This is a genomic window from Candidatus Regiella insecticola LSR1 (genome assembly GCF_000143625.1).
In the GTDB taxonomy this organism is placed as follows: Bacteria; Pseudomonadota; Gammaproteobacteria; order Enterobacterales; family Enterobacteriaceae; genus Regiella; species Regiella insecticola.
In genome coordinates this window covers 65,072-89,893 of record NZ_GL379589.1, presented here as the reverse complement: position 1 = coordinate 89,893, position 24,822 = coordinate 65,072, and the positions used below count along the sequence as shown (strand labels likewise).

Annotated in this window: 16 protein-coding genes, 4 tRNA genes and 5 pseudogenes; 14 read left to right on the top strand and 11 right to left on the bottom strand. The window is 41.6% G+C overall.

Translation table 11 applies throughout. The annotated features are described in order from the left end of the window. Positions 1–97: 97 nt before the first annotated feature. Entirely contained in the window at positions 98–3,478 is a 3,381-nt protein-coding gene (locus tag REG_RS00695) for an inverse autotransporter beta domain-containing protein (RefSeq protein ID WP_141553579.1), read from the top strand. Between the two features lie 172 nt (positions 3,479–3,650). On the opposite strand, the gene REG_RS11660 is transcribed toward REG_RS00695, so the two are convergent. From REG_RS11660 to REG_RS00665, 6 genes and pseudogenes are all read right to left on the bottom strand, one after another. Then, positions 3,651–4,474 (bottom strand): IS5-like element ISRein1 family transposase gene (locus REG_RS11660; RefSeq protein ID WP_260200023.1). Its coding sequence is split into 2 segments (ribosomal slippage): positions 3,651–4,087 and positions 4,087–4,474, totalling 825 coding nucleotides; the frame shifts between segments, so codons are not numbered across the junction. A 36-nt stretch (positions 4,475–4,510) separates the two neighbouring features. After that, positions 4,511–4,660: pseudogene (locus REG_RS10965) on the bottom strand (TM2 domain-containing protein); the annotation flags it as partial. Positions 4,661–4,977: 317 nt separating this feature from the next. Further along, on the bottom strand, positions 4,978–5,916 hold the full coding sequence (locus tag REG_RS00680; RefSeq protein ID WP_071985152.1) for a hypothetical protein: 939 nt from the start codon (positions 5,914–5,916) through the stop codon (positions 4,978–4,980). A gap of 411 nt (positions 5,917–6,327) precedes the next feature. Then, on the bottom strand, positions 6,328–6,672 hold the full coding sequence (locus tag REG_RS00675; RefSeq protein WP_039906856.1) for an invasin domain 3-containing protein: 345 nt from the start codon (positions 6,670–6,672) through the stop codon (positions 6,328–6,330). 75 nt (positions 6,673–6,747) lie between these two features. Beyond that, positions 6,748–7,023, bottom strand: coding sequence for a hypothetical protein (locus REG_RS00670; RefSeq protein WP_039906855.1), 276 nt, complete (start codon positions 7,021–7,023; stop codon positions 6,748–6,750). Further along, entirely contained in the window at positions 7,020–7,307 is a 288-nt protein-coding gene (locus REG_RS00665; RefSeq protein ID WP_039906853.1) for an Ig-like domain-containing protein, read from the bottom strand. Before REG_RS00665 ends, REG_RS00670 begins: the two co-directional genes overlap by 4 nt. Before the next feature lie 1,004 nt (positions 7,308–8,311). Between REG_RS00665 and REG_RS00655 the strand changes: the two genes are divergently transcribed. From REG_RS00655 to REG_RS00635, 5 genes are all read left to right on the top strand, one after another. Next, positions 8,312–9,607 carry a cytosine permease gene (locus REG_RS00655; protein ID WP_006704072.1) on the top strand — a complete coding sequence of 432 codons (1,296 nt, stop codon included), beginning with the start codon at positions 8,312–8,314 and terminating at the stop codon, positions 9,605–9,607. 707 nt (positions 9,608–10,314) lie between these two features. Then, positions 10,315–10,391: transfer RNA gene (locus REG_RS00650), tRNA-Arg, on the top strand. Positions 10,392–10,451: 60 nt separating this feature from the next. Then, a tRNA-His gene (locus REG_RS00645) sits at positions 10,452–10,527 on the top strand. 120 nt (positions 10,528–10,647) lie between these two features. Further along, positions 10,648–10,734, top strand: a tRNA-Leu gene (locus REG_RS00640). Between the two features lie 11 nt (positions 10,735–10,745). After that, positions 10,746–10,822: transfer RNA gene (locus REG_RS00635), tRNA-Pro, on the top strand. Between the two features lie 265 nt (positions 10,823–11,087). Here REG_RS00635 and REG_RS00630 read toward each other — a convergent pair. After that, positions 11,088–12,127 (bottom strand): annotated as a pseudogene (locus REG_RS00630) (ISAs1 family transposase). Positions 12,128–12,177: 50 nt separating this feature from the next. On the opposite strand from REG_RS00630, the gene REG_RS12450 reads away from it, so the two are divergent. Then, a complete protein-coding gene (locus tag REG_RS12450; RefSeq protein ID WP_141553578.1) occupies positions 12,178–12,351 on the top strand; it encodes a transposase in 174 nt (57 codons plus the stop codon). Between the two features lie 64 nt (positions 12,352–12,415). On the opposite strand, the gene REG_RS11655 is transcribed toward REG_RS12450, so the two are convergent. Together REG_RS11655 and REG_RS00610 are read right to left on the bottom strand one after the other, a co-directional pair. Then, positions 12,416–13,239, bottom strand: a protein-coding gene (locus tag REG_RS11655; RefSeq protein WP_260200023.1) for an IS5-like element ISRein1 family transposase whose coding sequence is annotated in 2 segments (ribosomal slippage) — positions 12,416–12,852 and positions 12,852–13,239 — 825 coding nt in all. Because the reading frame shifts where the segments join, the coding sequence is not laid out codon by codon here. 414 nt (positions 13,240–13,653) lie between these two features. Further along, positions 13,654–15,528, bottom strand: a complete 1,875-nt coding sequence (locus tag REG_RS00610) for a DNA topoisomerase III (RefSeq protein ID WP_006704071.1) — start codon at positions 15,526–15,528, stop codon at positions 13,654–13,656. A 302-nt stretch (positions 15,529–15,830) separates the two neighbouring features. Between REG_RS00610 and sppA the strand changes: the two genes are divergently transcribed. Then, positions 15,831–17,654, top strand: a complete 1,824-nt coding sequence (sppA, locus tag REG_RS00605) for a signal peptide peptidase SppA (protein ID WP_006704070.1) — start codon at positions 15,831–15,833, stop codon at positions 17,652–17,654. A 188-nt stretch (positions 17,655–17,842) separates the two neighbouring features. Here the strand turns inward: sppA and REG_RS00600 are convergent. Next, positions 17,843–18,102 (bottom strand): annotated as a pseudogene (locus tag REG_RS00600) (YeaC family protein). A gap of 244 nt (positions 18,103–18,346) precedes the next feature. Here REG_RS00600 and gapA point away from each other — a divergent pair. The 3 genes and pseudogenes from gapA to REG_RS00585 all read left to right on the top strand — a co-directional run. Beyond that, positions 18,347–19,342: a glyceraldehyde-3-phosphate dehydrogenase gene (gene gapA, locus REG_RS00595; protein ID WP_006704069.1), complete on the top strand. Its 996-nt coding sequence runs from the start codon at positions 18,347–18,349 to the stop codon at positions 19,340–19,342. A gap of 89 nt (positions 19,343–19,431) precedes the next feature. Continuing rightward, on the top strand, positions 19,432–20,814 hold the full coding sequence (gene envC, locus REG_RS00590; protein WP_006704068.1) for a murein hydrolase activator EnvC: 1,383 nt from the start codon (positions 19,432–19,434) through the stop codon (positions 20,812–20,814). Positions 20,815–21,066: 252 nt separating this feature from the next. Beyond that, positions 21,067–21,696: pseudogene (locus REG_RS00585) on the top strand (divergent polysaccharide deacetylase family protein); the annotation flags it as partial. 39 nt (positions 21,697–21,735) lie between these two features. Here REG_RS00585 and REG_RS00580 read toward each other — a convergent pair. Continuing rightward, positions 21,736–22,209, bottom strand: coding sequence for a hypothetical protein (locus REG_RS00580; protein WP_039906851.1), 474 nt, complete (start codon positions 22,207–22,209; stop codon positions 21,736–21,738). A 718-nt stretch (positions 22,210–22,927) separates the two neighbouring features. Here REG_RS00580 and REG_RS00575 point away from each other — a divergent pair. The 3 genes and pseudogenes from REG_RS00575 (at position 22,928) to REG_RS00565 (ending at position 24,816) form a co-directional block, all read left to right on the top strand. Beyond that, on the top strand, positions 22,928–23,707 hold the full coding sequence (locus REG_RS00575; protein ID WP_006704067.1) for a winged helix-turn-helix domain-containing protein: 780 nt from the start codon (positions 22,928–22,930) through the stop codon (positions 23,705–23,707). A 405-nt stretch (positions 23,708–24,112) separates the two neighbouring features. Further along, a pseudogene (locus REG_RS00570) lies at positions 24,113–24,526 on the top strand (transposase); the annotation flags it as partial. A 47-nt stretch (positions 24,527–24,573) separates the two neighbouring features. Further along, positions 24,574–24,816, top strand: coding sequence for a hypothetical protein (locus REG_RS00565; protein ID WP_141553577.1), 243 nt, complete (start codon positions 24,574–24,576; stop codon positions 24,814–24,816). Positions 24,817–24,822: the final 6 nt, after the last annotated feature.

The window sequence follows — 24,822 nt, the reverse complement described above, 5'->3', positions numbered from 1 at the left end:
GGAGCTTAGTCTGAAAATCTTTTCGAGCTTGGACGTCGGCTTTGGGGGGATAAAATGTTTTTTTTTTAGTAAAAATTCTAATAACACTGAAAAAACCGTGACGGCGGAAGATAAAATAGTACAAGGAATAATGACCACCGGATCATTGTTATCCAATACTGATAATCCTATTCATGCAGCAATCAATATGGCTCGCTCAGCAGTGGTATCTGAAGCCAATGCTAGCATTGGGCAGTGGCTAAATCAGTTTGGTACTGCTCGGGTACAACTTAATATCGATAACGATTTTCATCTGGACGGTAGCGCCCTAGATTTCATGCTCCCCCTGTACGATAACTCAAAGTCGTTATTATTTACCCAGCTCGGTGCCCGTAATAAAAGTGGCCAAAATACCTTTAATATCGGTGCGGGGGCGCGTATTTTCCAAAATAATTGGATGTTTGGTGTTAATACGTTTTTTGATCATGATTTAACAGCTAAAAATCGGAGGATTGGGCTAGGTGCTGAAGTGTGGGCTGATTACCTGAAATTATCAGCTAATAGTTATTTTTCCTTAAATAATTGGCATCAATCACAAGACTTTATTGGTTACAACGCGCGTCCGGCTAACGGCTACGATCTGCGTGTCGAGGCCTATTTGCCGTCTTATCCGCAATTAGGCGGTAAGTTAATGTTTGAACAATACTATGGTGATGAAGTGGCTTTATTCGCTACAAACCATCGACAAAAAAATCCCAACGCTATCACTGTGGGGATCAACTGTACCCCTATTCCCTTATTGACCTTGGGTGTAGAACGCCGAAAAAACGACACCTTTTTTAATTTTCAGATGAATTATCGCCTGGGTGAATCTTGGCAAGCACAGATAAATCCCTCAGCAGTCACCACAATGCGAACACGGGTCGGCAACCGTTATGATTTAGTGGAACGTAATAACCATATCGTGCTGGATCATCAAAAACAGCAAGTTATCCGTTTAACCTTACCTCAGAAATTGAGCAATGTAGCAGGAAATACCTTTCGGTTAACTGCATTGGTCACGGCGAAACATGGCCTTGGACGCATTGACTGGGATAGAACCAGTCTACTTGCTGCGGGAGGAACGGTCACACAGATATCACAAGACACTGTAGAGATAAAACTTCCCTCTTACCCTGCTGACAACAATAATGTTTATACACTAAGCGCCGTGGCCCCCATAATTGTTGATGCGCAGAACTCCACCTTTACGGTTTCACCCGATAGCATCATCGCGAATGGTAAGATCACCTCCAGCCTGACTTTTACCGCCAAGGATGCCAGCAACCAGCCTCTGCGCAATTTAAACGTCAGTTTTAAACGTGACGATGAAGCGGGCACCAGGCTAAGTGCCGTCACGGAGAATAAGGGGGTTTACAGCGCCACCCTAACAGGTAACGATGCCAAAGCGGTGACGATTACCCCGCACGTCGGAGGTCAGGCCATTGACCAGGTTAGAGCGCAAACCGTGACGTTGATGGCACCCCCTGCTGCACCGGTTGCTCCTCGTCACTATGATTTTACTGTTTCAAAAGAGCGCATTACTGCTGACGGTGAAGATGAAGCCGTTTTAACTTTTACCGCCAAGGATGCCAGCAACCAGCCTCTGTGCAATTTAAAGGTCAGCTTTAACCGTGACGATGAAACGGGCACCAGGCTAAGTGACATCACGGAAGAAAAGGGCGTCTACCGCGCCAAGTTGAAAGCGGTGAAAGGCACCCTTGCCAAAGCGGTGACGATCACCCCGCACGTCGAAGGTCAGGCCGTTGTGGGGAACAACATGGAGAAGGTCGTGACGATCACTATTACCGCGAGAACCATCACACCTGATCTTCACTTTGCAAATGCGCAGCAGAGTACCATCTATACCAAAAACTTTATTCGTTCGCAGGCGATAAGGGGTATGCCCGATAATGTGGAGCAGATATGGTCAAGTTCGGACAATAGCGTGGCGACGGTTGACAATAACGGTAAGGTCACCTTAATAAAATCCGGTGAAGTCAAGATCACGGTTTATACATCAGGTAATGCACAATACAATCCGGCAAAGGCCAGTTATGTGCTGACCATTGATAAAGCCGATCCGAAACTGCAGGCGGGTGATGGTAACCCGATTACAGCTACGTGGGCAGACGGTAAGTCCTACAGCATTGCAGCGACTTTCGGTAATGCGGATGTGGGAAGCAGCCTTACTCCTGTTTATACCAGTCAAAATACCGGGATCGTGACCGTAAACGGCAATGGTACTCTCAACGCAATCAAACCGGGAAGAAGTACGGTGAGCGTCAGTACGCGGGAAACAGACCAGTTTAAAGCTGCCTCTGCTGATGTACTTTATCTACTTAACAAAGGCACGGTAAATATCAGCTTTGATGTGACCGAAGTGAAAACAACCGACGAAGAAACTTTCACGCTACAAAAAACCAAAAATAAGGTGCCGTCAGATGCTGATGTTCACTGGGGATCCAGTGATTCCAACGTGGTTAACCTGTCCAGCTCGGAGAGTGTTCAGGGTAAAGTAGGTAAGGGTCGCGCACGTCTGACACTTAATGTTGCTGAGAATGATTTTTATAGTGCCAGCTCAGGACACTATGATGTGCTTATTTACAGTCAACCTATTTTTGAACTCGAGGAAATAAGATATAGCAGTCACGGTAATTATAGCAATAATGGTGACTGGATACCTGTATACGCTGATGACGACATCATCTTACCCTTGCGTATAGATACCTCTAACGAATTTAATCAGGCAGGAAGTGTTACTGTTTATTTATTCGATGATGGCGGACAATCTTTAGGGGAAAAAGAGGTACCTAAATCATCAGGAATCCATGAGATTCATTTTAGTCCGCAATATTATTTTTGGGGAAGACAGCTTTACCTTAAAGTGATAGCCAAAGGCCAATATGGTAACTTGATCACAGCAAATAAATCGAAATTTGTTTCTGTAAAAGCACCTGATATAAATGATATCGGTTCAATAAAAACGACTGCGACTGCAAGTGCTATAATAACTTCAACAGGAGAGTTAGATAATGGGTGTCAGATGTCGTTTGCAGGTAGAATGCATCATGTCATAGTATGGCCTAAAACCGAATTGAATATACCAGATAATAAAAAACTCATAACGCAATTGTTCATTTCTCACAAAATCGTCGATCCTACTGAAGACAGCAGAGAAGTTAATTATAATGATCGTGATTGGCTCACTTCTAGTGGTGTAGTAGGTTATAAAGGTAAATCAGCCCGGTACGCTATAAAAGAAGAATGTTGGGATAATCATAAAGGAAGTTTCACGTTGCAAACGATGCTACAATTTGGTGAAAAAGAATATAATATGTCTCATACATTTTCATGGCATGGAAAAATGGCATGGAAAGTTTGTGCTGCCCTCTTGGGAGAAAAAATAGCACTTATTAGGTTACTTGATAGTCGTCTTTTCTATAGTTTATACAATTGAAATAAAAGGATTTGTTTCTTTCAGTGTCCAGGCGTTGACCACATCGAAAAGACCCCGTGTCGCGGGGCTTAAATTTCCAGTCTAATCTTCCACACTTAGTTAACCGTATTTTCTGGCAAACTCTTCATCGGAATTGCAAAGATAAATAATAGACCTCTTCGGAAACTATCATTTATCTAATTTCCATATTATAAATTGCAGCAATCAGATTAAATCTTAATCCAAAACGTTTTCGCCTGTTTCGATAACGGTCTGATACAATTTTAAATCTTTTAATCATACCAATGACATGTTCGTTTAATACACGCTGGCTTGATAACGCACGATTGTTGCGTTTATCTTCTTTTGTTAAGGGATTTTTCTTTGTCTTTTTCTTAGGCAACGCCGAGTTTGAATGAATCTTGCCAAGCCCTTGGTAACCTGTATCGGTAACTGTTTTGATGTCAGGATGTATTCGCACACCAGACTCCTTAAACAACCTAAAATCATGGCGCCTCCCATTCGTAAAGCTTGTACAGATGACTGCTTTACTTTTTTTATCAACGAGCACTTGTGTTTTTAAGGTGTGTCGTTTCTTTTTTCCTGAGTAAAACGGCTTTTGTTTTTTTGGGGACGTTCAATCGGCGTTTCTGTGGCATCAATAAGAACCAGCTCATACTCCCTATCCCTTTTTAATACAGCTTTGCGTCCAGGTAGGGCAAAATCAGGATGCTTTATTAGCGTATTCTCTATCCATTTAATCGTTTCATAGCATGTGCTCTCACTCACGCCATAGCTTTGGCTGACATGAAAATAAGTGCGATATTCTCGTATATACTCCAGTGCCATTAATAAGCGCTCTTCTAAACCCCGCTTGGGTTTCCGACCTCCTTTCCCTTGCTTACTCTTATCTGCTTCATTCAATATCTTTATCATCTTTTCAAATGTACTGCGTTTAACACCCGTTAAGCGACGAAATTTTTCCTCTTCCAGTACTTTTATTACTTCATATTTCATGGCGGCTCCTTGTTCAGGAGTGTTTTACCAAAATTCTTATATGAATGCTAGTTTCCGAAGAGGTCTAATGAATTCAATGAAAGCGATAATCGCTGGAATGAGTGTCCAAAAAAAGAGCAGATATAAAAATCCCTGACCAATCTTGCCTAAATAAAACTTGTGTGCACCGATCCCTCCAAAGAAAAATAGGTGCAATTCGATTTTTTTAAGTGGTTTTTTACGACGATGTCTTTTCTTTTACAAATTGACACTGGCTAATGCTGTCGTATTGGCAGCACTTTTACCGATGCTGATCTCTGGCACACTGTGACGACGCAGAGTAAGTTTTGAAAATTTATTCAGCTATATACCCTTTCCTAATCTGATATATTCATAAGCTGTTGGAAATTCTTTAGGATTCTTAATTATATGATCTTTAATGCTTCTTAATAATTCTGATTCTTCACTATTTTTCTTGTTCACTGTTGCGTAGATATCGCCATTTACGGAGCCTGCATAGTATTTTATAACCGAAAGTTTTGAATCGTCTGAGATTGTGATGTCATTGCACGGAGGGGCTTATCAGTTCGTTCAGAATGAACTGCTTTTAAATCAGTAATTTCTGCATATATGGGTTCATCATACAGCCTGTTAGTTTTGTTATTAAATTTTTCAGCTAGCGGTTTTTGTATGTTTCTTTTAATACTGCTCATTGATCTAGCAAAGTTATAGATCCATTCATTTTCCGTTTCTATTGTCTTTGTTAGATCCATACCCTCAATGGAGTCCAGAGAGGAACGTTGCAGGGCGTAATAATCAAAACATTTCATTTGCAACGTAATCCACTCCTGAGCTAGACGTTGATCAAACCCCATTTTTTGTTTTGTTCGTTCACTGAGTAAATGTAGATATAACCTGTCCTGATTTGGCGAAGAAATCCCTTCCAGTTTATCTAGAGCAACATTGTAAGCCACCTTAGCTAAGGCGGCATCAACGCCCTCACGAGAAACGTTACTGGTGTCTAAAAACTCACTGTTATTGGTTAATTTTCTTGCAGAAAAAGCATGAACGTCCTTTTCAAAATTCCCGTAGACCAACTTGCGTTCATCCATTGCATCTTTTATAGAAAAGGCAAAGGTGTAAGTACCATCTTCGTTTTCTGTGACAGACGCCTGAAATCTATCCTGAAAACCAGGATAGATCATTTCCTTAAGTTGGTAAAAAGAAGTTATTGTTTTCAGTGCTGATTCAGTATCCGGTTCATGATCGTTATGCGTCAAATCATAAATCTTCTTCAGTGCTTTACTTTTTTTATTCCTACAAACCCAGTCCTTAATTTTGCCCCAGACGCCCATTTCTATGGCATCTTCTTTCGAAGAACCATAAATCGTACGTTTGAGTCTTTTTTCACTAATAACTATGTTAAATGGCAGGTAAGTTGCGCCTTGAATAATCAGTGACATAATATTTACCCTCTTTAATGTTATATAATTGTAAATATAATGTTAAAAGATAACGAATGCAATAATTAATTGAATCCATTAATGCCTTAGCGCCTATTCGAAATCTTCGCTAAAGAAGATTTCGAATAGGCGCTAAGGCGACACTTGAAGTAGGTCTACGCTCACCGGGTCGCACGCCAACTTCAAAGATGTGGGTACATTGACCGAACTGGTTTGTCATTTGGTTTCTATGATAGCGATGGAGGACACTGGCGGAGAAGCTACTACCGCCTGTGCGCTGCGCTAGCAGGAGCCTCATTGCCCGCTGGCACAGTTTGGGAGAGTTGGGAGGATAACGTTTCGATGACATTTCGGGGCTCCTTTTTATACTCAGAGTTTAGTCTTCAGGAGCCTCGAGGCGGTTCAGCCGATTCATTCCCGTGATAATGTCACCGTTTTTTCCGTGATCCCCGCCACTGGTTGGCCGCCGATACGTGGTTCAATTGTTACCTTTTTAGCACTAAACCCTTTCAACGTAGCGCTGTAGACGCCATTTTTCTCTATGATTGGACTCAGTATGGTGCCTTCTTCATCGTCACGTTTAAAACTGACCGCTAACCCGTGGAGAGGCTGGTTGCCGCCATCGATGGCGGTAAAGGTTAAGGTCGATTCATCTTCATAGTTAGGAGCAATACTGTCTTTTGAAACAGTAAAGTAATATTTGGGAGCAATTAGTAAAACCTCGTTCACCACCCCGGCCGGCTTACCATCGATCATCAATCGGAAATCCACCAATTCTGAGATAGCCTCTTTGCTACCTTTTGTGGTTGCTGTTAGGGTAGCGCGATAAACTCAATCTGTCTCGGTGATGTCACTCAGAATGGTGCTAAAACCCGACGGCCGATTCTTCTCCTTATTAAAGCTAATCACTAACCCGCGGACAGGCTGGTTGTGCCTATCTTTGGCGGTAAAGGCTAATGTCACTTTATCCTGACCGTCGGTAAAAAGAATACAGCTTGAAGCGCTAAAGCTAGATTCATCAAAATCAACACGGGCTGCCGTGAAGGTCACGTTTTCTGCCGCAACTCCCTCGACGGCCTGGCCATCAATGTGCGGTGTAATCGTCACCCTTTTTGCTCGGTAACTGCACTCAGCCTGGTGTCCGCTTCATGGCTAGGTTTAAATCTCACATTTAAATTGCGAACAGGCTGGTTGCTGCCATCCTTGGCGGTAAATATTAAGGTCGTTGCATTCTTACCGTCGGCAGTGATCTCTTCTTTTGAAACACCACATTTATCGCCCACAGGTTGTGAATTAGGTACGATCATGATAGGGGTAAAAAGAAGGATTAACGGGAGTAATAACCGCAAAACAACCTTAACCCAAATTAAGCAATTTATGATTTTTCTCATAAGGCTAATTATTCAATAATCCTAATCTAGGAAAGGCGTTTTATTTTATACTGAGCAAATAGCGGTTTTCTGGCTTTCTTTATTTTCTTTTCATTTCATTTTGTGTAGCGGCTACTAGTAGCCGCTACTATTTTATCTTTTAACGCGCATTTTCTCGCTCTATTTTGTCGGTTACTCATCACGACGCCCTCCTATTTTCAATAAACTGGATGCCAATCATGAGATTTAGAATAAAAATAATAACTATTTTATCACTCTCTCTTTTCTGTGACACCAATTGAAAATATAGATGAAAATTTTTGTAAGTGATCTTCCAGCTTCAATTCTGGTCTTCATTATTTACATACAATTAATAGTGCTTAATTAAGTAAATCATAATTATGATTTACTCATGCCTTGTTGTGATACACAGTACTATCTACATGCATTATTATTAGAGTGAATTTTACTCTTGCTCAAAGATAAAATAAATAATGTTCTTATTCTCAATGTTTCATCATTCACAATGAAAAACATTTAAGTATCCGTGTATTAACAAGCTTCAAATTTTGGCAAAAAATACTATTATCGTATAGTGTAAAAATTTTATACTTGTTGCTTGCAGCATAATTTATTTACTGCAAAAAAAAATTAACTTCAATTCTGATTTTGTAAATAGATCATTAGAGAGTTCTAGTATTAATGCAGATGGAGAACGTTTATCAATAAGTTCCAATGGAGATAAAAAGTTAAATTTCCTGGCATGTCAAACAGTCACTATGCACTGCTTATCTTTATTGTAAACTGGAAATTTTTCACAAAAATAAGGCTGAATGGATTCTTCGTTATTCCAAAAATAAGTCTCAATAATACAGACACTTTTTCCGGTCTTTTCAGCACCTTTATCGTGATCTTGTAATTCTGGAACTAATTCCGCCCAGGGTTTGTATTCTATTGTCAAATAGAATACTATTAAATGAATTTATATTAATAATAATTATTTTTTTAAAAGAGATTAAGAGAAAATGAATAAAAATATTATTAATGATGATAATTATACTGTCAGCCGTGTACCTACAACAATGAGATTTCCTTTTATCAGCGTAACGTTAGTTTACATGGGTATGCTGACCGCATTAGATCAGTTTATGCTAGGTGCGGTATTAGGACATTCCATGACACTAAGCCATGCCTTCTTATCTATTTTTTTTGGCAGTCTCATTTTCGGATTTGTTACTATCGGGCTTGGATTTGCAGGGATGCGTGAAGGACTATCAAGCAGCTTATTAGCGCGTTGGTGTGGTTTTGGCCGCTTGGGCTCAGTATTTGTAGGCATGGTGATTGCGGTGAGCTTGTTAGGTTGGTTCGGTGTGCAAAATGCTGTTTTCGCACAGGGTCTCAATTACGCTTTGAATGATCGACTGGGCTTTGGCTGGTCGGCGGCATTGTCAGGCACAGCGCTAACAGTACTGGTTACTTTTGGATTTAAGGCATTAAAATTCAGTGCAAAATTAGCGGTGCCGCTCTTTTCCATCGTCATTGGATATATTTCAGTGATGACATTGACCGGGCATAATATCACTCATCTCATTAATGCGGTGCCTATCGGTGAACCAATAACCATTAGTGCTGGAATAACGATTGTGGTGGGCGGGTGTATTGTCGCCAGTCTTATTACACCGGATCTGAGCCGTTATTGCCAAAATAGAAAACATGTGTTCTGGATGGTTATTGCTTCTATTGTCGTAGGCGAGTTTATTGTTAACGGTCTGGCCATATTAATTGCTCGTGTACTCAACACTTCTGATGTGGTGGCGATTATGGCACAAACAGCAGGGGGGATCGGACTACTTACCGTTATTTTTTCTACGTTGAGAATAAACGATATTAATCTTTATTCTTCTTCGTTAGGTATCGCTAACGCTTTGGAGGGAATGACAGGAAAAAAATGGCGCTATACATGGATAACCCTGGCTATGGGGCTGTTAGGGACAACGTTATCTATAATGGGAATTTTAGATCAATTTGTTGATTTTCTGACTGTCCTGGGCGTACTTTTCCCGCCGATTATCGGTGTTATGCTGGTTGATTATTATATTTTACGCACGAATCGTGCCTTACTTGATGCCACGCGACGTGAAGGAAAACTACCCGATACTCTCTCTACCCCTCTGATCGGGTGGCCTGCGATTGTATCTTCGATTTTAGGGAGTGCCGTCGGACTGGCTCTCGATTGGGGTGTTCCATCACTTAACTCCTTGCTGGTTGCCAGCATTTTTTATTGGATTTTGGCATCCTTGTCAGCGTTTCACCGGCGCTGACAGGGGTGATAAGCGACTGGTAACAATTTAGCGTTCTGATATCCATTGCATAGTGCAGTCGCCAGTCGGGGAAGGGACTGCCCGGCTCTTTGACTACACAGCCGTCCACGGCAAGCAGGCGGCGATTATGGGTGAATCCCCGCTGCCAACAAAGCGGCAACTGCAAGGGCGAAGGGTATAAATTATCTGACATTAACACGGCATTAGTTTCTAAAAATATACCGATGTATACCCTTCGCCTTTCAAGTTACGGCGGCGGGTGCTCGCCGAATCACGTAGTCTATCTACGCTCATCGGTCTCACACCTTGGCCCAGGGCGGGATCTAACTCATTAATTAATCAATTTTAGATTAAAAAACACACAATTTGTGTATATTAATTAAACATATGAGAAAATTTCGTCTGCGAAATGCTTAAATATTGATCTTATTGATGAAAAAAAATACAAAGTGGAATCCCGCCCTGCACCTTGGGGCCGCCTTGCCATAACTCGAAATTCATTGGGTATAAGCACTTATTCGCATTTTGTGCACATCAGAGATTTCAAATGGCGATTAGGTTTTTTGTAAAAAATCCACTGATAACTGTATGGTGCAGTTCAACAAAGGCAAAATGAATAAAGCATAAACAAACGAATCATTTTTACTTAAAAATCACTAGACAGACTAATATTAAAACCGTAGTATTCTCCCCCGCAACGGCGCTAGGCGCCCGTAGCTCAGCTGGATAGAGCGCTGCCCTCCGAAGGCAGAGGTCTCAGGTTCAAATCCTGTCGGGCGCACCACTGGTTTCTGAGCGTGAGAAGCGGCGGGGATAAAATTGTAGAAAATAGAAAACCGTTATGGTGGCTATAGCTCAGTTGGTAGAGCCCTGGATTGTGATTCCAGTTGTCGTGGGTTCGAGCCCCATTAGCCACCCCAAATTTTAAGAGTCTTTTCAAAATTTTATTAAATAGTGTTAGATTGGCACAAAAACAGGCCAAAATAGCAACTTACAAGAGTAAATGGTTACATAAAAAATTTTGAATAGACTTTAAGTAAGCGATGGTGGCGGAATTGGTAGACGCGCTAGCTTCAGGTGCTAGTGTCTTTACAGACGTGAGGGTTCGATTCCCTCCCCTCGCACCAAAAATAATTATCGGCGAGTAGCGCAGCTTGGTAGCGCAACTGGTTTGGGACCAGTGGGTCGGAGGTTCGAATCCTCTCTCGCCGACCAATCATCATATCGGTTAGTATCAGAAACTGACTGTAATCCTGTAAGAACCCGCATTCTAAATGAGTTTGCGGGTTTTTTGTTGCCTGTTATCTTTCGGTGTGGCAAGGTTATACTCTGTTTTTTAGGGACTAGATTTGGGACTCTATTTTTTAGTGCCCAAAATATGGAGATAACGGGCTAGTCGTTGTTGTTACCACGCTGAAACAATTAAGTGCAGAGGAGATTCTGGGGCTTTACCAGGGCGGGATTCCACTTTGCTGATATTTTATCCAAAAATAAGTTGACTGCGAAAATCGGCTGACCAGGCGGCTTTTCTACGTTTACTGGCAATGCTGTCTTGTTTGCCTTTATGTTGTTTAATCAGGCTCAAGGCAACACGATTGAAAAGCGCCATATGGGCGGCGCCCTCCGGCGCCTTTATCGAGAGTTCATCTTCTCTAAACACCACATCCAGAACCCAGTGAAGTTGATTTTCTATCCCCCAATGTTGCCGAATCGCCAATGCCGCTTGTTCTGCATTTAAAGGGAGTGAACTGACATACCAACGCGAACGACAGTGGGTTATCTCATTCTTTGTTCGCTCACTGGCTACCTCAATGAAGGTGCGAATGGAAGGCCATTTGGCTTTTAATTCCTCCGGTAATTCCGCATTGATTTGCATGACGGTGCGTTTCTCTACTCGCCCCTGTCCCTGATTAGTCTGCGTGTATTCATGCACTTTATCCGTGTAATAGGCGGTAGCAAATAGTGTCTTTTGGTTGGCTTTAAGCGGCACGACAAAATCACCGTTGCGTTGCGTGATAAGTGATAACGTTGAGGTTTGGCAATGCAATGAATCGAGCGTCACAACCGCATTATCCAACGCTAATGCATCGATGATTTGACGAGCGAGTTCGCCTTCTTTGCCCTTACTGTTTGCCGCTTTTTGATAGAGCGTAATACCGGCGTCAACATCATAGGCACTGACGGTATGTAAGGCGGTACAAATCTCTTCAGACCAGCTTCTGCGTAAGGTTTTACCGTCGAGTGCTATCAGCGTCCTACCCGTTCGCTCACGTCGTTCATTAATCCATGATAGCAAGGTTTGAACCAGTAAATCCGTATCTAATGCATTGATAATGTTATCAATGCAATGGCGGCGGGGGATGCCGTTTTGATAAGTGCCATACTTTGATTGATTTCCATCCCGAGGCTCCACTTAACCACCGCGGCAAAAACTAAGAAAATCACATCGATCAATTGGTGCTTAATATTGATATCTTTACGTGGGTCAGGAATCAGGGCTAATTGCTTTAAAATGCTCATGGTTAGATATTCATTAGGATAAATACTCTTAGGGGGCTTTACAGGCAGCGATGCAGATTGAACTGGCTTTCAAACGAATGAAGTCGTTAACCGGTTTGGGCTACCTGAAAAAGAAAAACCCAACGGGTGTGCAGGCATGGCTACATGGTAAGTTGCTCGTTGCCTGTCTGTTAGAACGCCTACTGGCAATCAGTGGGCATTTTTCCCCTCAGGAAACAGGGTAACAAGCTCAACGTTTCAGCCAGCCGCTGGCAGGCTATGTCATTAGACCTCTTCGGAAACTATCATTTATCTAATTTCCATATTATAAATTGCAGCAATCAGATTAAATCTTAATCCAAAACGTTTTCGCCTGTTTCGATAACGGTCTGATACAATTTTAAATCTTTTAATCATACCAATGACATGTTCGTTTAATACACGCTGGCTTGATAACGCACGATTGTTGCGTTTATCTTCTTTTGTTAAGGGATTTTTCTTTGTCTTTTTCTTAGGCAACGCCGAGTTTGAATGAATCTTGCCAAGCCCTTGGTAACCTGTATCGGTAACTGTTTTGATGTCAGGATGTATTCGCACACCAGACTCCTTAAACAACCTAAAATCATGGCGCCTCCCATTCGTAAAGCTTGTACAGATGACTGCTTTACTTTTTTTATCAACGAGCACTTGTGTTTTTAAGGTGTGTCGTTTCTTTTTTCCTGAGTAAAACGGCTTTTGTTTTTTTGGGGACGTTCAATCGGCGTTTCTGTGGCATCAATAAGAACCAGCTCATACTCCCTATCCCTTTTTAATACAGCTTTGCGTCCAGGTAGGGCAAAATCAGGATGCTTTATTAGCGTATTCTCTATCCATTTAATCGTTTCATAGCATGTGCTCTCACTCACGCCATAGCTTTGGCTGACATGAAAATAAGTGCGATATTCTCGTATATACTCCAGTGCCATTAATAAGCGCTCTTCTAAACCCCGCTTGGGTTTCCGACCTCCTTTCCCTTGCTTACTCTTATCTGCTTCATTCAATATCTTTATCATCTTTTCAAATGTACTGCGTTTAACACCCGTTAAGCGACGAAATTTTTCCTCTTCCAGTACTTTTATTACTTCATATTTCATGGCGGCTCCTTGTTCAGGAGTGTTTTACCAAAATTCTTATATGAATGCTAGTTTCCGAAGAGGTCTAATGATGAACGGTCTGTTAAGTCACGCCCTCTGCCCTGTTGTGTCACTCTTTGCCTGCATGGGATAAAATTCAGCACTATCTCAAAGGCTCACAGTGCAGAAAACGGCGCTATCAGACTGAAGCGATCAAGCAATTTAAATTTAGTTAGTGACTATGGGGGTTCACCTGAATCACGTACGCTCATTGGTCGGTCGCCCTGGGCGCCGCAACTTCAAGGGCTGTGGGTATATTAGACCTCTTTGGAAAAACCGTAGCGAGTGATACGGAGTCAAGGCGCCCGGCGCACAGCAATCTTCGTTGCCATAAGTGCATGAGGATTGCGCGCACCGGGCAACGCAGGATCCGCGTCACGCAGTAGGTTTCCGAAGAGGTCTATTAAAGGTCGAAGATGAATGGCTCTGCTTTACCTGATAAATTAAATGCTTTAGCGTAGCCACCAAGGGTTGCATAAAATCTTGATAACAAAATTTTTTTTCACTGATACGTGTTAAGGTAGCTTCCCAGTGCGCGGTCATGTCGGGGTGAGTCGCAATAGCAGGTAATGCGTGGATTAAGGCTCTGCCCGCTGCGCTAGCAGAAATATAACGCCCTTTTTTGCATAAAAAATTACGTTTAAAAAGAAGTTCAATAATGCCTGCACGTGTTGCTTCAGTCCCCAAACCGTCCGTAGCCCGCAGTACTTTTTTTAACTCTTTATCCTGTACAAATCGTGAGATGCCTGTCATCGCCGATAACAAACTCGCATCAGTAAATGGTCGTGGCGGTTGTGTTTGTCTTTCAAGCAGCTCTGCTTTTTCACACAACAATTCAGCCCCTGGTGCCACAACCGGCAACGGCATTCCCTCGTCTTCTTCGTTTCGTTCTTTAGTGCCGAGTAAAGTTCGCCAACCTGCATAGACAAGAAAACGGGCTTTAGCGATAAACTTACCCCCCATGATTTCTAATTCAATAGCGCATTTGCGAAACTGGGCATTGGGGCAAAATTGCATTAGGTATTGCTTTGCAATCAAATCATAAACTTTATTTTCGTCCGCTGTCATTTTGACACTGCTACTGCGTGGAGTGGGGATAATAGCATGATGCGCATCCACTTTTTTATCGTCCCAACAGCGATTACGGCGGTCATCATTCATAACGGACAACGGCAGCAACTCAGGTTGGTGACAGCTGATAGCCTTGAATACCGAATGACGATCCAGAAAATGTTCGGTGGGTAAGTAGCGGCAATCGGAGCGAGGATAGGTAATCAATTTATAGTTTTCATACAAACACTGGCAGATATCTAACACTTTTTGAGCACTTAACCCGAAACGCTTCGCTGCCTCTATCTGTAATGTGGATAAAGAGAACGGCAATGGCGCGGTTTCTGATTCTTTTTTATCATGGTATGCAGTAACCTTTGCTTGCTGCCAAGTAATACGATTAATCACATGTTCTGCCAGTGGCTTATGTAATATACGTCCCTCTTCATCTTGATGATTTTCACAGGCATCACTGGGTTGCCAAAGAGCAACAAAACGTTCTCCTTTGGGCGTAATAATGTGTGCTTTTACTTCAAAAAAATCTTTGGGGATGAAATTTTCAATTTCCTCATCACGACGGACGACTAATCCCAGCACCGGTGTTTGCACTCGTCCGACTGAAAGTACACCATTATATCCCGCATTACGCCCGAGAAGGGTATAGGCACGTGTCATATTGATACCATATAACCAATCTGATCGTGCCCGCGCTAATGCTGAGACACAGAGAGGGATGAAGTCACGGTTATCACGTAATCGTTTTACTGCTCGTTCAACGGCTTGCGGATTTAAATCGTTAATAAGACAACGACGTACATTTTGTCGTATTGACGGTGTCAAAGCCAAATAATCCAGTACCTCGTCGACCAATAGTTGTCCTTCGCGATCAGGATCACCTGCATGGATGACTTCATCAGCCTGCTGTAATAATTTTTTAATGGTATTGAGCTGCTTGATGACCGAACTACGTGGCTGTAATTGCCATTTTTTGGGGATAATAGGTAAATCGGTCAATGACCAGCGATTATAACGACTATCGTAGACATCAGGTGGTGCCTGTTCTAATAAATGTCCAATACACCAGGTCACAATATGCTCGTTACCACAGACAATAAAACCATCATTACGCCGATGGGGTTTAGGCAGTATGTCGGCAATGGCGCGCGCCAAACTGGGCTTCTCAGCAATAAAAAGTTGCATTACTCACCGTTACTAATCACATAAGATAATCTATAATATCTGCACTCACCTACGCTGTCATCAACGTTGCGTCATCGAAAAATTAGGACATGGATTCAATTTTGGGTCAATTGTTGTCGATTAATCTATTTAGAGCCTATTCGAAATCTTTTTTGAGCTGCGCTTAAGAGAAAGAAAAGAAATTTCGAACAATTTCTTAGACTGACGTTTATTTAATAGATTATTAAGATATAGCCGAATCAGTTTCATTTGATTCAAGGCGAAGGGTATACACAAACCGGTTAAATTGTTTTGGAGACTACATGCGCATTTTTTTGCGGTTTATTACTGGTTTTTTTCGACAAACATGGCGTTTACTGAATTTTGTCAGAGAATTGGTATGCAATTTATTTTTTATCCTATTAATTTTCATTGCTATTAGTCTTTACTTTCAATTTCAAAACAAATCAGAACCGGTAAAAGGGGCTTTATTAGTTGATTTAAATGGCATTATCGTTGATAAACCGGTGGTAAATAATAAATTACGAGTCTGGGGGCGTGAACTGCTTGGTTCTTCCAGCACGCGCTTACAGGAAAATTCACTGTTTGAGATAGTGGAAACGCTCCGCCAAGCTAAATCTGATAATAATATTACCGGTATAGTATTGTCATTAAACAATCTTGCAGGCGCTGATCAGCCATCGTTGCAATATATAGGTAAAGCGCTCAGTGAGTTTCGTAACAGTGGCAAGCCAATTTATGCTATTGGTGAAAGTTATAGTCAAGCTCAGTACTACTTGGCCAGTTTCGCTAATAAAATTTACTTAGCGCCTCAAGGCTCTGTTCAACTTCATGGCTTCTCCACCAATACTCTCTACTACAAATCATTGCTGGATAAGCTAAAAGTGAGTACACATATTTTCCGTGTGGGTACTTATAAATCGGCGGTTGAACCCATGCTCCGCGATAATATGTCTGACGCTGCGCGGGAAGCCAGTAGCCGGTGGGTAGAAAGTTTGTGGCAAAATTATTTAACAACGGTGGCGGCTAACCGGTATCTTAGCCCACAACAATTATTTCCAAGCGCTCCAGAGATGATTACCGCTTTACAAACTAAGGAGGGTAATCTGGCTAAATATGCGCTGGATAACAAATTAGTTGATCAGATAGCCTCTAACCCAGAAGTGGAAACTGAATTGAGCAAAACTTTTGGCTGGGACGAAGAAAACAATAATTTTAATTTTATTAGCATCTATGACTATCAAAGCCAAGAACAACCACAACAAGATAACGAAATTGCCGTTATTTTAATTAATGGTGCCATTGTTGATGGTGCGAAAACGCCAGGTAATATTGGTGGTGATGCTGCTGCGGCGCAAATTCGTCAAGCACGGCTAGATCCTAAAATTAAAGCGGTTATTTTACGTGTCAATAGTCCGGGTGGCAGTGCTAGTGCATCTGAAGTAATACGCGCTGAGCTCGTCGCTCTTCGCCGTGCCAATAAACCCCTGGTGGTTTCTATGGGGGGGATGGCGGCATCAGGAGGATATTGGGTTTCTACGCCCGCTAATTATATTATCGCCAGTCCCAGCACCCTTACCGGCTCCATCGGTATTTTTGGTGTGATCAATACTTTTGAAAATTCATTAGACAACGTAGGCGTTCATAGTGATGGCGTAGCCACTTCACCGCTGGCAGATGTGGCTATCACTAAAGCTTTACCGCCAGAATTTAGTCAAATGATGAAAATGACTATTGAGCATGGTTACCAAACTTTTATTGAGCTTGTTGCCACTGCGCGTAAAAAAACCATTGCCCAAATGGATGAAGTTGCTCAGGGGCGAGTATGGACTGGGTCAGATGCGCAACAACGGGGTTTGGTCGATCAATTAGGTGATTTTGACGATGCAGTGAAAAAAGTGGCCGAATTGGCAAAGCTCAAGCAATATACACTACAGTGGTTTTCCGAACAGCCCAATTTGAAAGAAGTTATCTTGGATCAGATTAACACTTCGATGCAGGCAATGCTGCCACCGCCTTTCTCGGCCATGCTCACGGCGGTAAAGGAACAACCTCATTTTCTCAATCAACTCAAAGATCCACAAAATCTTTATGCATTATGTTTGGTTTGTAGTGATCTTCAGTAGACTTTTTACATAACCTACTGCGTGCTGTGAATTCGGCGTTGCGCGGTGCTCACAATCTTCACGTACTCGCCGTGCACCTTGACTTTGCATCACGCGCTACAGTTTCGAAAGAGGTCTAATGTAAAAATTATGGGGTTGTCGATTTAATCAATGGTTGACTCACAGAAGGTTGGCATAGCCAAATCATTTTAATTTGATTCGGCTATAACAAATTGTTGTATTAATTCTTGTTTACTTTTCATCATTATCTGACCATCAGTACCAATACTCATGTGAGGCGCTTCGGTGTTATGACGCGCTTGCCATAGCATGACGATTTGTAGGCTATTTTCTTTTTGGGCTGGGGTTAATGCAATGCCGTCTGGGGCCACTTACCTAATTCCACTGCGTTTAATAAACGTTGATAGATTTCTGGGGTGATCTTGGCGATTAAATCATAAAGCTCCATTAAAGCTCCTTGTTAGCTTATTTTCGCTGCTATAGCCAAATCATTTTAAATTTGATTCTGTGTTGTCGTCGCTTGCCGTACTATTTGTACTGTCTGCGCTCCTCCGCCTTGAATCAAATTAAACTGATTCGTCTATAAATTGTACTTTATCGTCGTCATTGACACGATTCCGCTTGACGCTCGGTAAGGTTTTTGTAATTTTACCCGCTACTTTTATTATCCACAAAATAGCGGATGGAATTATATGACTATCAAAATAGGGATCAACGGTTTTGGCCGTATCGGTCGCATTGTTTTTCGGGCGGCGCAAGAACGTACTGACATCGAAGTCGTGGCGATCAACGACTTATTGGATGCTGAATATATGGCTTATATGCTGAAATATGATTCTACCCATGGTCGCTTCAATGGGACGGTCGAGGTTAAAGAAGGTCATTTGGTGGTCAATGGTAAAAAGGTTCGTATCACGGCTGAAAAAGATCCGGCGAATCTGAAATGGAACGAAGTCAACGTCGATGTTGTGGCGGAAGCCACCGGCCTGTTTCTTACCAAAGAAACGGCAGGTAAACACCTTGATGCCGGGGCAAAAAAAGTGGTTTTAACCGGCCCGTCAAAAGACGACACCCCAATGTTTGTTATGGGCGTCAACCATGAAACTTACGCGGGGCAAAAAATTGTTTCCAACGCCTCTTGCACCACTAACTGCTTGGCGCCATTGGCTAAAGTCATAAACGATAAATTTGGTATCGTTGAAGCGTTAATGACCACCGTACATGCCACGACAGCGACACAAAAAACAGTCGATGGCCCATCACAAAAAGATTGGCGTGGAGGACGTGGTGCATCACAAAATATCATCCCTTCCTCTACTGGCGCTGCTAAAGCGGTGGGTAAAGTGATCCCTGAACTGAATGGCAAATTGACTGGCATGGCTTTCCGCGTGCCAACGCCGAATGTTTCTGTGGTTGATCTGACGGCTCGTTTGGCAAAATCGGCGACTTACCCGGAAATTTGTCAGGCGATTAAAGAAGCATCGGAAAGGGAATTAAAAGGGATCCTAGGTTACACTGAAGACGAAGTGGTCTCTAACGATTTCAACGGGGAAAAACTGACTTCAATATTTGATGCTAAAGCCGGTATTGCACTTAATGATAATTTTGTAAAATTAATTGCCTGGTACGATAATGAAACCGGTTATTCGAATAAAGTGTTAGATTTGATTGCCCACATCAGTAAATAGATTTCTTGCATAGCCTACTGCGTGATGCGAATTCTAGAATTAAACCACCCAAGGGTGGTTTTTTCATAATAGTGGAATAATCTAATTTTATGATTAAAAAGACATTATTTTTAATAACAATGATTGTAGGCCATATCATCGGAAGGCGTAATACATTGCTGATTAGACAACAGTCTATCTGCTTTATGCTCTGTGTTATTCTTTATTCTAGTCTTTTTTATTCTTACCTATTGCCATTCTCTAGCCATGCGGCGGATACACTGTCGTCTGAAAAAAAGACCAATAATAAAAATCAGGTCGATAATAAAGTCCAGTTGAAAAATCTACAACAAGGGATTGAAGAAAAAGAAAAAAGTGTCAAAAAACAAAAACAGCAACACCAAACACTGTTAGAACGTCTGCGACAACAAGAAAATAATATCGCCCAAGTGAGTCGCACTTTACGTGAAATCCAATCTACATTAACGCAATTAAATAAAGATATGGCTGATGTCAGCACCTCTATTAGCCAGTTAGAAAAGCAACAATCGATACAACAGACTTTACTGGCCAAACAACTTAATGCTGCTTTTAAACAAGGAAAACATAGTGCTTTACGATTGATATTGAATGGAGAAGCAGGGCGGCGTGATGAACGTATTCTTGCCTATTTTAATTATCTTAATCATGCACGTACCCGATCGATTAACACATTGAAAAAAATTCGCACCGATTTAGCGAGACAAAAAAAAATATTAGTACAAAAAAAGCATCGGCAAACAACCTTACTTAATGAAAAAAAAGAGCAACAGCAAAAATGGGAAACCGCACGTACAGCTCGTAAACAAACCCTCACATCACTTGAAAAATCGCTGCAAAAAGATCAACAAAGTTTAACGGAATTAAAATCAAACGAGCGTCGCTTACGTAATAAAATTGCTAACGCTGAACGTAGGGCTAAGGCGAGAGCGAAAAAAGAGGCGCAAGAAGCTGCTCGTATGCGTGAGCAAATAAAAGCGAAAAAGCAACAAGCAGAAAAAACCGGCAGTCAATATACTCTCAGTGAAAATGAACGCTCACTCATGGCGCGCACGGGGGGGCTTGGGCCACCGAAGGGGCAAACTATTTGGCCAGTACGTGGTGAGATACGCCACCGATTTGGCGAAGCATTACAAGGAGAGTTACGTTGGAAAGGAATGGTTATTGCCGCCACTGAAGGCCGGGAAGTCAGGGCAATTGCTTATGGTCGTGTTTTATTGGCCGATTGGCTGCAAGGTTATGGATTGATGGTGGTTGTGGAGCATGGTAGAGGGGACATGAGTCTATACGGCTATAATCAAAGTATATTGGTCAACGTGGGGGATGAGGTAAAAGCAGGTCAAGCTATCGCCTTAGTTGGAAGCAGTGGTGGACAGGGTCAGCCTTCACTTTATTTTGAAATACGTAGACAAGGCCAAGCAATGAATCCACAACCCTGGCTCGATACACCTTGATGGGAGGGTTTTTGATTACCCGATTACGAATGCTAATCGAATTAGGAAAAAATATTGCATCATTTCAAAATACCTTTATTACTGTTATCCAGTTTGTTGTGGATAGTCAGCGGCACAGAAGCCAGTATAGCCTTCGCCTTTGAAGCCGCCGCGTTGTTGGCTGCGAGCCCTCGCCCGAATCACGTAGCCTGTCTACGCTCATCGGATCTCACGCCCTGGCCGCCTAGCGGCAACTTCAAAGACAAAGGGTATAAATTGGCTATCGTCATTGATGATATTGGCTACCGTCCCGTTAACGGAAATAAAATATTGCAACTCCCTCTACCGATTTCAATAGCGATCTTGCCTCATGCTCCTTATGCCAGAGCAATGGCAATAAAAGCGCATAATCAGGGACGTGAAATTCTCTCATACATCTGCCTATGGCGCCGTTAAGCAAACAACCATTAGAGCGTGATACATTACACCCACAAATGCGTATTGAAGAAATTCAGCGGATTATTCGCCAAGCGATCATAAACGTACCCTACGCCGTGGGAATGAATAATCATATGGGCAGCGCGATGACCAGTAATTTGCCTGCGATGCAAAAAGTGATGCAGGTATTGGATCAATATCAACTCTATTTTCTCGATAGTCTCACGATCAATAACAGCCAGGTTAGCCGGGCAGCTCAAGGCACCGGGATCAAAGTTATAAAACGGCAAATATTTCTTGATCAATCACCGACTGAAACGGCTATTCGCCAACAATTTAATCAAGCAGTCGCGTTGGCGTGCCGTCATTGCCATTGGCCATCCTTATCCCGCCACTATCCTGGTACTACAGAAAATGTTGCCTGAGCTCCCCGCTGACATCACTTTGGTTCCGCCCAGTGCGTTATCCTGTGTGCCGTAAAACTTCTATTAGGCGATACAAGTCTTATTCTGTATTTTTGGAGTCCCATCGAGATGCTTCTATAACGGCTTCACCAATCTCTTTTTCAGTAAAACCTGAACGCTTTAAAGACCACGTAGTCTGAAGCGAAAGGAAGTCAATGGGTTCTGGGGCTGTAGGTTCAAGTGGTACATATGGTGCTATCGATTCATATGGGGTTAAGGGTTCTCCACTGCATGCTTCCCTGTTGATGTGGTCCAAAAGCTGATGCTCACACTTCATCTTAGGGGACTGCTGAGTGGATTGTGTATTCCTGTCAGTAGTATTTATTTGCGGTGAGGCTGAGTGTTCTTTACTGCATGCTTCCCTGTTGAGGGCGTCACAACGATCAGGCTCCAAACTCATCATTTTTTTATTAGGGTTAAACTTAAAAGTAGATTCATACGGTGAGGTTGTAGGCTCAGGTGCTGCATTCTGCTCTTTTTGGGGGGGGGCATAAAACTCTGGCCTTTTTATCAAGTTCTTGCCTTAGAACAGGGGCCATGCTGTCCCGTTGAGTGGGTCTAGACGGTGTTATAGGCTGTCTTCTATTCCTAAGAGCCAGGGCCTGCTGAAGCTGGTTTGGAGGTATATCCATGTAGTCTTCAAAATTGGAGTTGTGGGGGGAAGCAGCGGCCATGTTGCTCTGTGGCGGATTTGTGTTACCAAAAATAGAAGTAAATAGGTTATAGGCTCCTCTAAATAGGTTACTGATAAATCCAGCCGGTGCTGGGTTTTTATGAGGCTGTATTGGTTTAAGTTGCACTGGAGACTGCCTAGCCCTATCTAGATTTTCGGTAAATGATGTGCTGGGTGTGGTTGTGGAGACGTTAGGGTCTTTAATAGGACTAGGGTTGAGTGTTATAGCGAACATTTAATAAATCCTCAGTTAATTTAAAAATATCTACCTTTTTTGACAGACATTGATAAATGTACCAATTTTTTATACAAAATAGTTGCAAAAAACGCTCATTTATCTGTTTGTCGCCCTGGTTACAGAGTTAATGCAACCTCCTATGGTCAAGGTGTTAATACCTTATTTAATCATTGCAAATTTCAGCACTTTTACCAGCGCTATACATTTTTTTACCCAAAAGAGATTAATATAGCCACATTGTCTAGGTATATCTTATTTATTGACATACTTTAGTCCGAATATTCATGGGCTTCATCTGATTAAATTAAGAGTTAATATCGAATGAATGAGCTACTGTCTGACGTTGAGCAATATGTTTTTGGTGACTTTATTTTAAAAAAAGATGGAATTATTTTTCATAATGATAAAAAAGAAAAGTTACCCTGTAAGGAACTGTCTGTATTAATATTATTGCTTAACTCTGCTGGCCTTTTACTTTCTGCTGATGAAATAATAAAAAAAATTTGGCGCGGTGATTTAGGCGCTGAAAAATCATTGGCTCGCTGCATTTATGTATTGCGTAAAATACTGCAAGAAAATAAAGACAATCGTTATATTGATGTTGTTTATGGTAAGGGCTATCGTTTTACTCGTCCGGTGACACGTCTGTTGCCAGAGAATAAGAAAAAATCAAAGAGCATGCTCGCAATCTTACCATTTAAAATGGAAAATCAGGTTGATTCGTTAATTATCCACGATTTTTTACTACAGGCGTTATCAAAATATACTCCTTTAGGTCTTAGTATTTTGCCCTCTATTCTTACCAATAATTGTAAAAACTATGATGATATCGTTACCTTACTAGATAAAACACAGCCAGATTATTATTTGGCAGGAACAATGATAATCTGTAACTCACAGCCTTGTTTACCGATTGAATTAGTTCACGCTGGAGAACATAGTATTGTTCACAGAGAAAGCATAATACTTGAAAAAGATATTAATTTTAGCTGCTTCATTTTACAACATATTCTCGATGAATTTTTACCAAATCATATTCCCTGTTTGCAAAATAAAAAAATAAATCATCAAAAATACAATATGAAAAATCGGCTCCTTTGAAAGAAAAATTTTATTATTATACTCCTGGGATAAAAAATCCCTTGTTAACACATTAAATCCAGCCATTGAAAAATTAAAATAAGCATTTTTTTAATAACATACTGCTAGTCTATACCCTTCGCCTTTGAAGTTACCGCCAACAACGCGGCGGCTTCAAAGGCGAAGGGTATATATTGATATTTTTAATATTAATATGTTGTCTGCATGGATATAGCTGAATCAAGTTAAACTGATTCGACTATAAGATACAAAATATGATGAAACTACGGATAATTGATGAGATTTACATCAGGATTTCATTATCTATTTTTGCTAATTTATTCCTCTATTTTAAAAGTTAACAAATTTAAAGGAAAATAAAATGGAGATAAATGAAATTGAGCGTGGAAAAAAGAAAGCGGTTTTGCTCATGATATGCCGCGTCTTTATGGTTATTCAGTGAAAGGGAAGCGCTGTTACGGCCAACACGATTGCCATGCCAAAGCACGTACTAATGTCATTGGTGCACAGCTTAACGGAAAATTAACTACGGTTTGTACCTTCGACTGCCATATCAACAGCGATATTTTTTATGCCTGGGTCACCCAAGATTTACTGCCAAAATCCCCTCCAGGGGCAGTCCTTGTGATGGATAATGTGCGCTTCCATAAACGCCAAGACATCCAGACTGCTATACAGAAAGCTGGCTTTATTCTCGAATATCTCCCCACGTATTCTCCTGACATGAATCCCATTGAGCACAAATGGGCTCAAGCTAAAGCCCTTCGCAGAAAGCGACTATGTGATATCGATACCTTGTTTTCTGACCCTTTATTTTAAATCAATTTATACCGCATAAGCCATATCATAACGCAACACCTACCTCTTTGAGTCGTTCCATCAGTATGCCGATAACACTATGCGACACCTTTAGCCAGGCGAGCCAAGAATTACTGGTATCCAATCACTTACCTGCTGATCAATGCATGCCACTATTATTAGCCATGACTTACGATATAAATAACAAAAATTATAATATTAATTATTTACATAATAATGTTATGCAAGAACAAACACTGACAACCGGTAACGATGAATTTGCTGAAATGAAACGTTTTTTAGAACAATAGCATGAA